The sequence below is a fragment of the Shewanella sp. ECSMB14101 genome, from assembly GCF_000773485.1.
In the GTDB taxonomy this organism is placed as follows: domain Bacteria; phylum Pseudomonadota; class Gammaproteobacteria; order Enterobacterales; family Shewanellaceae; genus Shewanella; species Shewanella marisflavi.
This window is the reverse complement of sequence record NZ_JSFF01000035.1, coordinates 15,657-28,607: the sequence shown is the minus strand read 5'-3', so window position 1 is coordinate 28,607 and position 12,951 is coordinate 15,657. Positions and strand designations below refer to the sequence as shown.

Genomic DNA, 12,951 nt, shown 5'->3' with positions numbered 1-12,951 from the left:
CCGCTTATCCGCGATGAACCTTTTTTATTGCTATAAAGGCGCTTGTTAAAAGCTGTAGCTGTTTAAAACGCTTAGCCTTCTTTCCACAATTTTTCGTCGTTGTGGATCTGATACAAGCTCTCGGCACGCGACACGAGTAGCTGAGCAAACTGAGCCTGAGTCTTATCTTTTACGGCACCTGATTTAACCAGATTTTCCGCTTTAAGCTGCCACATCATAGAGAAATGACGGATCGCATCGCGAGCCGTGGCGGCAACCTTAACGTCCACATAGTCTGAAGGCAGGTCTCCAGACATGACCCAGAAGGTCTGTGGTTTTGGCTGCTTTGACTCCATTTTCCACACGGCAAGAAATGGCGCAAGGTAACGGCTCTCTTCGGCAATCACTTTACTCGGGATAACCCCTTTCTCCGCCAGAAAGCGGTTAGCCTTCTGAAAATGCTCTTTAACCCATTGTTGTGTCATTGCTTCTTGCTCTTCTGAGGTGAGCGGTTTGCTGTTCTCGACTGCTTGTTCCGTCATACTGCTTCCTATTGTTATAGTTATGTTGTGAAGGGCGAATTAAGCTTGGCAAGCTGCATTTCTGGGGAAAACCCACAGACAACTTTACGTTAACGTAAAGTGGAAAGCAAAATTGCCACACCGATCACAATAAATACCAATCTTTGCTTTGTTGAGAGTATCGCTAAATGCTATCGTTCTGCAATAAATATAACAAGCCGTCGAGAGAGCCAATTTGGCGTTCGGCGTTTTAATTCCCAAGCGGAGAACTCATAAAGTGGCAGTATTTAATCATATCTCATTTGATGACCACGAACAGGTCGTATTTTGTCATGATAAGGAAAGTGGTTTACGTGCAATCATAGCCATTCACAACACCAACCTGGGCCCAGCTGTAGGTGGTTGCAGAATGTGGAACTATGAGTCTGACGACGAGGCGTTGACCGATGTATTGCGTCTGTCTCGCGGCATGACCTACAAGAACGCCCTTGCAGGTCTATCTATGGGTGGCGGTAAATCAGTGATCATTGCCGACCCTAAAGTAGAAAACCGTGAAGCCCTATTCCGTGCCTTCGGCCGTTGTATTCATACCTTGGGCGGCAAATACTATTCAGCCGAGGATGTGGGAGTATCCACCAGCGACATCATGATCGCTCACCAAGAAACCCCTTATATGGCAGGTCTAGAAGGCCAAAGCGGCGATCCATCACCATATACTGCACTGGGTACTTATCTGGGCATTAAAGCCGCCGTTAAGCACCAGCGTGGCTTGGATAGCCTTAAAGGCCTTAAAATCGCCATTCAGGGCGTTGGTCACGTAGGTTACTACCTATGCCGTCACCTGCATGAAGAAGGTGCCGAGTTGATCGTGACTGATATTCACCAGTCATCACTGGACAAAGTGGCTTCCGAGTTTGGTGCGACTGTTGTTGCTCCTCAAGATATCTATCACCAAGACGTTGATATTTATGCGCCATGTGCCTTGGGCGCCACCATCAACGACACTACGATCCCACTACTGAAAGCCAAGATTGTGGCAGGTTGTGCCAACAACCAGCTTGCTGAACTGCGCCATGGTGAGAAGCTCAAAGAACTGGGTATCCTGTATGCCCCAGATTACGTGATCAACGCTGGCGGTATCATCAACGTTTCGTTCGAAAAAGATTATGACCCGCAGAAATCCACCGCTAAGGTTGAAGAGATCTACAACACGCTACTAAAGATCTTCGAACTTTCTGATGCGAAAAACCGCACGACAGCAGACGTTGCCGATGAACTGGCACGCGCCATCATCAATGGCAAGAAGTGATCTAAGAGCCTAGTTTTCCCATTAGCGCTAACACCTAAAAACCACCGATATTCGGTGGTTTTTTTTGTCTTCAAACTTTTATGCTCCATTTGGATACCAAATATTTCATCCAATTTACCGAATGAAACTCCTGAAAAATAATTTTCCTTTTACCGCCAAAGGGATAATTTTCAGACACAGATTTTTCACAAAAGCGTACTGGAAATTGTCATATTCCTCTGCTTGACTTAGAGGCTCATCATCTTCGCTAGGATTGCATTATGATTAGTTTCAAGTACAACTTTAATCAGGATTTGGTGGAGTTACAGGCCAGTAATTGGATAGGCCTAGAGCAGGTATTTGTTAATGGTAAGCGGGTCTCTCGCAAGCTAAACTTCGGTCCAAAGAGCGAACATCAAGTTAAGCTTCATGATGGTAAACCTTGTAAGTTTCAACTATTTATCGATCCCAACAGTGACCAGATGATCTGCCGCATCTACAAGCACAACCGCTTGATTGCCAGTATCAAACAGGGCAAAGAAAACCTGATGCAGAGCCGACTAATGTTACAATCTGTCATCATACTCACGGCGATTTCAGCCCTGGGAATGCTGTTGGTGGTCTAGCCCCTTCCTATTTATTTAACACACCAAGCTCAGTCGACTGAACAACACAAAACGAATTTATCACCCGCAGACATAGCAATAGACAATGACCTCTGTGACGGTGAGATTCTGATAATTTGGGCCGCTCTCTGTCCGTAGAGCAGTCAATGTCGTAGCCTCACATCCAAGGACGAGCAAGCTCAGCCAGCGACTCATGCACTGATGAGCTCTAGGGCCTAGCTAAGGGATTTAAACAAGCCACACAAGTGCCAAGCTCAAGCGTTGCAGTTAACTGAGCTTTAGGGATATTCATCTTGATGACATAAAATCAGATTTACATTCAGCCTGTTTAAGACAAGCCATTAATCTTATTGAGTAGATAGATAAACTGCTGCGATTCGAATTCGGATAGATTACCAAGGAACTGCTCATTAACGCGCTCCGCCTCGCAGATCAGATCCTGTTCAAGCGCCTTAGCGCTATCGGTTAGAAAAATCTTAAAGGCGCGACGATTATCCGCTTCCTGGTGACGCGTAATATACCCCTGCACCTGAAGCTGATCCAATAGGCGAGTCATAGTGTAATTCGCAACATCACAGCGCTTAGAAAGTTCTGTCTGGGTGATCCCCTCCTCTTGCCATAGGGCAAACAGTACGGGCCAGAGTTTAATGTCCAGTTCATAGCGCTTTAGCCTCTCATCCAAGGCCTTTTGAAGTTCGATATTCAGATGAGATACCAAGTATCCCAAGCTTTCATAATGTTTCAATCAGCACCTCCAGAAACAGCGGGCATACATTAATACTAACATCTGGTTCTAAAGAAACTAGGGCTAGAAGATGGGTAATTCGTAACGAAAAACCATTTGCCTTATCTAAGAAAGGCTTAGCTGTTATCCCAAGTCTTCATCTTCATGCAGCAGGTATTGTGCGATAAAACGGTAATAACAAGCTCTTCCAAGTTTAGCCGATAATCCGCTCGCTAAGCCGACAGATATTGTCTCCTCGCCCACCACAAAGGCCTGATAACCCGTGATAGACAACTTGCTACCTATGGAAGTCATCAAGCTGAAACTACCGTCATCATTAGATTCATAATCATTGATAACAAAAGGATAATCAGCAACATCCACCAGCACTTTCTCTGCCGGGGTAACCAGAAGATAATCCTCACCTTGGCGACGCAAGATGGTGGCAAATAGACGGCAAAACTTATCCGGCAGGGGCTCTTGACGATAAAACCAGCGCCCTTGTCCATCGATATGAAATAGTGGCGTTTCATCACACAGGGGCGCCCCCTGTGTGATCTGCTTTAATTGCGCTACTGGCTCAAGCTCAGTCACAATATCTGCCTCAGTTATTGTCGATAAGACTTAACAGGGCCTGTACCGGATGTTTAGGCTTAAAGCCTCCGAAGCGTTTGACCTGGCTGCGACATGAATAACCTGAGATCAGTATCTCTTCCTGTGGCAGTGACTTAATGGCTTCATCCCAAGACATTTGATAGAGAGCCTTAGAGCGTTTAAGGTTATCATTCTCATGGCCATAGGTGCCCGCCATACCGCAGCAGCCAAGACTGAGGGTCTTTAACTCGGCACCAAATCCTTCGAAGATCGCCTGCCACTCTTTGGCGGTATTAGGCTTAGCCGTCGACTCTGTGCAGTGACTAAACCAAGTAAAACGCTTGCCACTACTCGCCGCAGGTTCACGGGTATTCATCACCTGAAGTAACCACTCATTGGCCAGCAGCACATTAAAGTCGCCGCGATTTTCTGCCAAGATCTCTTTATATTCATCACGATAGCAGAGCACCATCGCCGGGTCCACGCCCACCATTGGCATGCCTAGGGCATGCACCTGATTAAGGAAGTCGGCACTTGACTGAGCCGTCTTGGCAAACTTATCTAAGAATCCCTTAATATGGATTGGTTTACCGTTGGGCTTAAAGGGAAGTAGCACTGGCTTATAACCCAGCTTTTCGATCAGCTTGATAAAGTGGTAAACCGTGTCGGCCTCGTAGAAGCTATTGAAAGGATCTTGTACCACCAGCACATATTGCTCACGCTCAGCGGCCGGGATCTGCTGCAATGCATTCAGATCGTAGCCGCGGCAAGCATGATTCTCCAAACGCTGCTTGAGTGTTGGTACCGAGAGAGCTGGTGCATCGACATAGCCGATAGATTGCTTAATGACCCACTGACTCAGCTTGTTTTGTGAGGCAAAGTTAGTAATTTGAGGCACCTTAGCCATCAATGGCAGACTCTCTTCAATCCCCGCCACCAGATAATCTTTCACTGGGCGCAAATAACGCTGGTAGTAGATGTTAAAGAACTGCGCCCTGAACTTAGGCACATCCACCTTTACGGGACATTGCGAGGTGCATGCCTTACAGGCCAAGCATCCCTTCAACGACTCCATTACCTCATGAGAGTAATCATACTCACGCTCTTTCTTTAGAGTGTTCTGCGTGCGCTGCAGCCAGCCAAGAGGCTTGGCTTTTGCTAAGGCCTCGACATCAACGCCTTCGGCTTCCAATAAACGCAGCCATTCACGCATTAGACCCGCACGGCCCTTGGGCGATTGCACCCTGTCCCCGGTCACTTTAAACGAGGGACACATAGGCGAATAGACGCTGTAATTAAAACAGAGACCATTACCGTTACAGTTCATCACATCGGGGAAAGCTTCACGGGTTTGGACCGGAATTTGACGGTCAAAGGCGCCGCGCTTAGTGCTGTCCACATTATAGAGTAATGGTCCTGTGCCCTTAGGCGCTACCAGCTTGCCAGGGTTCAGCTTATTGTGAGGGTCGAAATACCCTTTTACTTCCTCCAGCAAGCCAAATAGCGTCTCGCCAAAGACCGCTGGGCCATACTCTCCGCGCACCCCTTTGCCATGCTCGCCCCACATCAGGCCGCCATATTTAAGGGTCAATGCTGCCACCTGATCCGATACCGTCTTGAGCAGTCGTTCATCTTGGGGATCGCACATATCCAGCGCCGGACGCACGTGTAGCACGCCCGCATCCACGTGGCCAAACATGCCATATTGCAACTGGTGACTGTCCAGTAGCGCTCTGAATTCCATGATAAAATCGGCAAGCTTCTCTGGTGGCACAGCTGTGTCTTCGGCAAAAGCGATCGGCTTGCGACTCCCTTTGGTGGCGCCAAGCAATCCCACGGCCTTCTTACGCATGGCGTAGATGGTGTTAATACTCGCCCTATCGGCAGTTACCTGATATCCCAGTAAACCCGCCTGCTTTGCTTCAAGCTGACTGTCGAGCATGGCTTGTAACTGCTTAACCTTCTCTTCAACTTCCTCTTGCTCGCCGGCAAACTCCACCATATTCAGGCCATCAATAGAGGCGCCAGGCACCTCCTCAATAAGTGATGCAACCGAATGCCAGATGATGTCCTGTTTGGCAAGATTAAGTACCTTAGAGTCCACGGTTTCTACTACAGTGGCCTCGGCCTTCACCAGATCGGGGGCATGACGCAGCGCCGATTGAAAAGAGTCATACTTGATGTTTACCATCATGCGAGTCTTGGGCAGTGGCGTGATATCAAGTTTCGCCTCAGTGATCACCGCTAGCGTGCCTTCGGAACCCGTTAGAATGCGTGACAGGTTGAACTCATCTTGTGAGGCGTTCCAGACATTTTTCAGGTCATAACCGGTCAAGAAACGGTTAAGCTTGGGAAAACGCCTCTCCACCTCGTCTCTATGCTCACGGGTCATACGGGCGATATCCCGCTGCAGCGTCTCGCCCAAACTAGGAGATTCGAGTGCATCGAGCGTTTCGAGCGCTTGCAGATCCAGCGGCTTAGTTTCCAGCACACTACCATCATGCAGCACGCTGGTGAGCTCAAGCACATGATCAGAAGTCTTGCCATACACAAGTGAACCGGCGCCCGAGGCATCGGTATTGATCATGCCGCCCATGGTCGCGCGGTTAGAGGTCGACAGATCCGGGCTAAAGAAAAAGCCATGAGGTCGCAAAGCATCATTTAGTGCGTCTTTGACCACACCAGCTTGCACCCGCACCCAACGCTCTTGCTCATTTATCTCAAGCACCTGAGTAAAATAACGTGATAAGTCCAAAATCAAACCGTGAGTCAAGGCCTGACCGTTGGTACCAGTTCCGCCACCTCGGGCACTGAACACTACCTTATTAAATTCAGGCTTAGCCGCCAGGCTCATTATCAAGCTGACATCGGCCTGACTCTTAGGATATAGCACCGCCTGGGGCAGAAACTGGTATACAGAGTTATCCGTCGCCTGGGCTAAACGGGCACTGTAGCGCTTATCGATATCGCCGCAATAATGACTCTTGGCAAGAGCATCAAGAAACGCCAGATAAACAGGCTCAAGGGTCTGCTGATGGGATAACTTTGGGAGCATGATGACTTCTTTATTAAGGTAATTATTAAAATAATGTTGCCATTATAAACAAAAAAAAGCCGCTAAAAAGCGGCTTTCGTCAATTAGATTACTCTATTTAAAGAATAATTAAGCGTGTGCTTCACCTAGGTATAACCAGGTATCGATAACCGTATCAGGGTTTAGCGATACTGTGTCGATACCCTGCTCCACCAACCAAGCTGCAAAATCAGCATGGTCTGAAGGACCTTGACCACAGATGCCCACGTACGCGCCTTTGGCTTTAGCGGCTTTAATAGCCATCGCCAAGAGGGCCTTAACGGCTTCGTTACGCTCATCGAACAGGTGGCTGATGATCCCTGAGTCACGGTCAAGACCTAGCGTCAGCTGAGTCAAGTCATTTGAACCGATAGAGAAACCATCGAAAATCTCGAGGAACTGGTCGGCTAGTAGCGCGTTAGAAGGCAGCTCACACATCATGATGACGCGCAGACCATCTTTACCACGCTCAAGGCCTTGCTCTTTCAGCAACTCGATAACCTGACGACCTTCTTCCAGCGTACGAACGAATGGGATCATGATCTCCACATTCTTCAGGCCCATCTCGTTACGAACACGCTTGATGGCTTCACACTCTAGGGCGAAGCAGTCACGGAACGATTCAGAGATATAACGGCTCGCACCACGGAAGCCCAGCATTGGGTTCTCTTCCTCTGGCTCGTAACGGTCACCACCTACTAAGTTAGCGTACTCGTTAGACTTAAAGTCTGACATACGTACAATCACTTTCTTCGGATGGAAAGCCGATGCGATAGTCGCAATACCTTCAACCAGACGCGCGATATAGTATTCAACAGGAGACTCGTAGCCAGCAATCATCTCATGGATCTCTTGCTGCAGCTCGGCGCTTTGGTCGTTGAACTCAAGCAGTGCCTTAGGGTGAATACCGATCATACGGTTGATGATGAACTCAAGACGGGCCAGACCCACACCTTCGTTAGGTAGACGGGCAAAGTCAAAGGCGCGGTCAGGGTTACCCACGTTCATCATGATCTTCATTGGTAGTTCAGGCATAGCATCTACGCGAGACGACACGACATCGTACTCTTGAATGCCTTCGAAGATGTAACCTGTATCACCTTCGGCGCAAGAAACAGTAACCGGCTGGCCATGCTTGATCTTATCAGTGATATCACCACAACCCACTACCGCTGGTACACCTAATTCACGGGCGATAATCGCAGCGTGACAAGTACGGCCACCACGGTTTGTGACGATAGCGCTAGCACGCTTCATGATTGGCTCCCAATCTGGGTCAGTCATGTCAGTAACCAGAACGTCGCCTTCTTGGATCTGATCCATATCTTCGATAGAAGCCAGAACCTTAGCGGTACCGTTACCAATCTTGTGGCCAATCGCGCGGCCTTCACCAATCACTTCACTCTTGGTCTTCAGGTGGAAACGTTCAATCAGCTGCACGTCTTCACGTGAACGTACAGTTTCAGGACGCGCCTGTACTATGTAAAGCTTGCCATCGTTACCATCTTTTGCCCACTCGATGTCCATTGGACGACCATAGTGTTTCTCGATGATCATGGCTTGCTTAGCCAGCTCCATCACTTCTTCGTCGCTAATTGAGAATTGACGACGCATGTCGGCAGGCACATCTTCAATCTTCACCTGCTTACCATGGCTCAGGTCATCAGAGTAAACCATCTGAATCAACTTGCTACCAATGTTACGACGAACTACAGACATGTGACCTGCAGTTAAGCTTGGCTTGTGAACATAGAACTCATCAGGGTTTACGGCACCTTGTACAACCATCTCACCCAGACCAAATGAAGAGGTCACGAAGACCACATCGTTATTACCGGACTCAGTATCCATGGTGAACATCACCCCTGAAGCCGCGGTGTCAGAGCGAACCATACGCTGTACGCCAGCAGAAAGGGCAACACCTTTGTGGTCGTAACCTTGGTGCACACGGTATGAGATAGCTCGGTCGTTAAACAGTGAAGCAAATACATGCTTGATGGCAACCAGCACAGCTTCGAAGCCTTTCACGTTTAGGAAAGTTTCTTGCTGACCGGCAAATGATGCATCGGGCATATCTTCGGCAGTCGCTGAAGAGCGAACAGCGAAAGATGCATCGCTAGTTTCTGAGGCAAGCTTGTCGTACGACTCACGTACAACCTGCTCAAATTCGCTATGGAATGGGGTATCGATAACCCACTGTCGGATCTGTGCACCTGCGGTAGCGAGTGCATTCACGTCATCGACGTCTAGAGCTTCTAGCGTCTCGTATATCTTCTGGTTAAGTCCGCTTTGTTCAAGAAATTCATTGAACGCAAAAGATGTGGTCGCAAAGCCACCAGGCACTTGAACACCTGCATTAGCTAGATTGCTGATCATCTCCCCAAGAGAGGCATTCTTACCGCCTACCTTGTTGACGTCACCCATGCCTAATTCTTGATACCAGAGTACATATTGCTGCACAGTTCTATCTCCGCAAGTTTATTTCAGTGTGGCCCCTTCACACGAGGGCAGCGGCATTTTACACTCCACAGCAAGACGCGTAAATCTATAATTTTATTTGTAATTTTATTACTACAAGAGGTCAAAATGTCACGTAAAGTCTTTTATATCTCAGATGGGACGGCGATCACAGCCGAGGTTTTTGGCCATGCAGTATTGTCTCAATTTCCAGTTGTGTTTGAAGCACTTACTATTCCATTCGTTGAGACCACTCAGAGAGCCGAAGCGGTAAAAGCACAAATAAATGATTGTTTTATTACAACAGGCGAACGACCACTTGTGTTCCATTCTATCGTTAAAGCTGAGATTAGAGACATCATCTATAGCAGCGAGTGTATAGATTATGACTTTTTGAACACCTTCGTGGCGCCACTGGAAGATCAATTGGGCGTCAAGGCCGTTCCGGTGACGAACAGAACCCATGGTAAGGCAAATCATAGTTATGAGGCGCGAATCGACGCTATCAATTACGCCATGGAAAACGATGATGGTCAGACCCTGAAACATATCGACAAGGCAGACATAGTATTGCTGGGCGTATCCCGTTGCGGCAAAACCCCCAGCAGCCTCTATCTGTCGATGCAGTTTGGCATCAAGGCTGCCAACTATCCTTTTATTGAAGACGACATGGATAACCTCAAACTGCCCGAGGTGTTGAAAAAGAATAAACACAAGTTGTTCGGCCTGACTATCGATCCCGTTCGACTACATGAGATCCGCCAAAGCCGCATGGAAAACAGCCGCTACTCTTCGTTGAGACAGTGTCGCATCGAGGTAAAAGAGGTTGAAATGATGTACAAGCGCGAGCGTATTCCCTTCGTCAATACCACTAACCACTCGGTTGAAGAGATCGCCACCAAGATTCTGGATATGACAGGACTCGAGCGTCATATGTTCTAAAACGTCATCTATATAAGTCTTAGAATCCTTGTAAATCGCAAGCTAACTGCACAGATGTAAAGAAATACCGGAAATTTTCATCTGTTTACCCCTGTGCAGCTAGCAACTATTGGTTATAATCCGAGGCAATCAGGCGAAAGCCAAGACAAACGCTCGGTATATTGAATGACCATTAAAACAGACGAACTACGCACCACATTACTATGTAAGGCCATTTCACCTGCTAAACTCGCATCTGAATACCCGCTTACTCAAGACGCTGCCGATTACCTGGTTCAACAAAGACGTGAAGTTGAAGCCATATTAACCGGAGAAGACAAACGACTTCTGGTGATCATCGGCCCCTGCTCGATTCATGACACTCAGGCCGCTATCGAATACGCCAAGCGTCTTGCCGTGTTACACAGAGAACTAAAAGAATCACTGTGCATCCTGATGCGCGTCTATTTCGAGAAACCACGTACAACAGTGGGCTGGAAGGGATTGATATCAGACCCTGATCTCGATGGTAGCTTTAATGCGAACAAAGGACTAAGGCTAGCTCGTCATCTGCTACAAGAGATCACCGAGCTAAAACTGCCAATCGCGACCGAGTTTCTCGATATGGTCAACGGACAATATATTGCCGATCTCATTACCTGGGGCGCGGTTGGTGCTCGCACTACCGAAAGTCAGATCCACCGCGAGATGGCCTCAGCGCTCTCTTGTCCGGTTGGCTTTAAAAATGGTACAGATGGCAATATCAATATCGCCATCGATGCTGTACGCGCCGCTAAGGAACCACATATCTTTTACTCGCCAGATAAAGATGGCGCCATGGCCGTTTACCGCACCAGCGGCAACCCCTATGGCCACATCATACTGCGTGGGGGCAAACAGCCTAACTATCATGAAGCCGATATTCAGGCTGCCGCTCAAAAGCTGAAGGATGTTGGATTGTCTCATCGCATGGTAGTTGACTTCAGCCATGGCAATAGCCAGAAGGAACACAAACGCCAGCTAGAAGTCGCCAAATCGATTATGGCGCAGCTTGAGCAGGGCTCCACTGCTATTGCAGGCATCATGGCCGAAAGTTTTATCGAAGAAGGCAATCAAAAGGTGGTGGCGGGTGAACCACTGGTTTACGGCAAGAGCATCACTGACGCCTGCCTGAACTGGGATGATTCTGAGCGCTTACTGCGAGATCTCGCTAAAGCATCTCAAGCGCGTATGGCCAAGCTTGGCTAACGACAGCGCGCTGGGTAAAAGGCTTCCGCTAGGAAGCCTTTTTTATTTGAGCAAAACAAAGTTTGCACCACAAGATACAGCGCTGTCATTTAACTGGGATTGAAAGTATAATCCGCCAGTTTTTTTATGCATAACCTTAAGGTTGCCGTATGCCCCTAACCCACACAGACACTCACTTTAGTGAAGAAATTCTTGCGCGCATCGAACAGTCAGAAGCGCGGGTGATAAAAGCGATTTTTCCCTCGATCACCAATCACCACAATACCCTCTTTGGTGGCGAAGCCCTGGCATGGATGGATGAAACTGCCTTTATCGCTGCCACACGCTTTTGCCGTAAAACCTTGGTCACTGTCAGCTCCGACCGTATTGATTTCAATAAATCGATTCCGGCCGGCACTCTAGCAGAGATCATCGCCAAGGTGATCCATGTAGGTAACACCTCACTCAAGGTTGAGGTGAATATTTTTGTAGAAGATATGTATCACGATCATCGTGAGCATGCTATTCGCGGTGTATTTACCTTTGTGGCGATAGATGAAGATCGTAAACCCACTCAGATCTGGACAAAAAACTAATCTCTCCTTAAGGCGAGTGTTCACTCGCCTTACGTCTCCTATCCAAACACTTAAATAAGCACAAACATCTGGGCCGATGCCGACAGCTTTCCATTAGACTTAAGTCTAATAATCATTTGTAAAATAAAAAAATCCGCTGCCCTTGACACAAAAGCAATAGAATACTGAGTCAGTTATCTGGTACATTGAGTTTACCTTCAAGTGCAACAAAGATAATCAAAAAGCAATGAAGCTAGAAAATTTGCACATCATCATCGCCGATGATCACCCGTTATTTAGAAATGCGTTGCGACAGGCTCTGAGCGGCGCATTTACCGATACCCAGTGGTTTGAAGCCGACAGCGCCGATGCGCTGCAATCTCTATTAGAACAGGGAGATGCAGCCTACGACCTAGTCTTGTTGGATCTACAGATGCCAGGTTCCCATGGCTACTCGACCTTGATCCATCTCAGGACCCACTTTCCGGAACTTCCTGTGGTGGTGATCTCCGCCCATGAAGATGCCATGACCATCAGCCGCGCCGTGCATTACGGTAGCGCTGGTTTTATACCAAAGTCCGCCTCTATGGAAACCTTGGCCGAGGCCCTCACCTCAGTCTTGTACGGTGATATCTGGTTACCGCAAAATATAGAGCTGCAAGAAATTAACGAAGATGCCACCGATCAGATGGCAGCCAAGCTTGCCGATCTCACGCCTCAGCAATACAAGGTGCTACAGATGTTTGCCGAGGGCCTGCTGAACAAGCAGATCGCCTACGATCTTGGTGTGTCAGAAGCCACAATTAAGGCCCATGCTACTGCAATCTTTCGCAAACTTGGGGTCAGAAACCGCACTCAGGCGGTAATTGCCCTGCAGCAACTAGAGATGGATAAAGTCGAGCTCTAAACAGTGCGAAACCATTATTTTAAAACCTAAAAAAAGCCGAACATTTGTTCGGCTTTTTT

Annotated in this window: 11 protein-coding genes; 6 read left to right on the top strand and 5 right to left on the bottom strand. The window is 48.0% G+C overall.

The genetic code is table 11. The annotated features are described in order from the left end of the window. Positions 1-71: 71 nt before the first annotated feature. Positions 72-521 carry a DUF4826 family protein gene (locus NY07_RS17850; protein WP_033540723.1) on the bottom strand — a complete coding sequence of 150 codons (450 nt, stop codon included), beginning with the start codon at positions 519-521 and terminating at the stop codon, positions 72-74. Between the two features lie 256 nt (positions 522-777). On the opposite strand from NY07_RS17850, the gene NY07_RS17845 reads away from it, so the two are divergent. Both NY07_RS17845 and NY07_RS17840 read left to right on the top strand, forming a co-directional pair. Further along, positions 778-1,809, top strand: coding sequence for a Glu/Leu/Phe/Val dehydrogenase dimerization domain-containing protein (locus tag NY07_RS17845; RefSeq protein WP_033540722.1), 1,032 nt, complete (start codon positions 778-780; stop codon positions 1,807-1,809). 260 nt (positions 1,810-2,069) lie between these two features. Next, a complete protein-coding gene (locus NY07_RS17840; protein WP_033540721.1) occupies positions 2,070-2,414 on the top strand; it encodes a hypothetical protein in 345 nt (114 codons plus the stop codon). 328 nt (positions 2,415-2,742) lie between these two features. On the opposite strand, the gene NY07_RS17835 is transcribed toward NY07_RS17840, so the two are convergent. The 4 genes from NY07_RS17835 to ppsA form a co-directional block, all read right to left on the bottom strand. Continuing rightward, a complete protein-coding gene (locus tag NY07_RS17835; RefSeq protein WP_033540720.1) occupies positions 2,743-3,159 on the bottom strand; it encodes a MarR family winged helix-turn-helix transcriptional regulator in 417 nt (138 codons plus the stop codon). A gap of 123 nt (positions 3,160-3,282) precedes the next feature. Next, a complete protein-coding gene (locus NY07_RS17830; protein WP_033540719.1) occupies positions 3,283-3,732 on the bottom strand; it encodes a DUF1285 domain-containing protein in 450 nt (149 codons plus the stop codon). A 10-nt stretch (positions 3,733-3,742) separates the two neighbouring features. After that, positions 3,743-6,787 carry a D-2-hydroxyglutarate dehydrogenase YdiJ gene (ydiJ, locus tag NY07_RS17825; RefSeq protein ID WP_033540718.1) on the bottom strand — a complete coding sequence of 1,015 codons (3,045 nt, stop codon included), beginning with the start codon at positions 6,785-6,787 and terminating at the stop codon, positions 3,743-3,745. Between the two features lie 108 nt (positions 6,788-6,895). After that, positions 6,896-9,265, bottom strand: a complete 2,370-nt coding sequence (gene ppsA, locus NY07_RS17820; RefSeq protein WP_033540717.1) for a phosphoenolpyruvate synthase — start codon at positions 9,263-9,265, stop codon at positions 6,896-6,898. Between the two features lie 126 nt (positions 9,266-9,391). Between ppsA and ppsR the strand changes: the two genes are divergently transcribed. The 4 genes from ppsR (at position 9,392) to NY07_RS17800 (ending at position 12,892) form a co-directional block, all read left to right on the top strand. Next, positions 9,392-10,204: a posphoenolpyruvate synthetase regulatory kinase/phosphorylase PpsR gene (ppsR, locus tag NY07_RS17815; protein WP_033540716.1), complete on the top strand. Its 813-nt coding sequence runs from the start codon at positions 9,392-9,394 to the stop codon at positions 10,202-10,204. A 165-nt stretch (positions 10,205-10,369) separates the two neighbouring features. Beyond that, entirely contained in the window at positions 10,370-11,431 is a 1,062-nt protein-coding gene (locus NY07_RS17810) for a 3-deoxy-7-phosphoheptulonate synthase (RefSeq protein WP_033540715.1), read from the top strand. Between the two features lie 149 nt (positions 11,432-11,580). Further along, entirely contained in the window at positions 11,581-12,006 is a 426-nt protein-coding gene (locus NY07_RS17805) for an acyl-CoA thioesterase (protein WP_033540714.1), read from the top strand. A gap of 226 nt (positions 12,007-12,232) precedes the next feature. Beyond that, positions 12,233-12,892 (top strand): response regulator transcription factor, encoded by a 660-nt coding sequence (locus NY07_RS17800; RefSeq protein ID WP_033540713.1) that lies wholly within the window; start codon positions 12,233-12,235, stop codon positions 12,890-12,892. Positions 12,893-12,951: the final 59 nt, after the last annotated feature.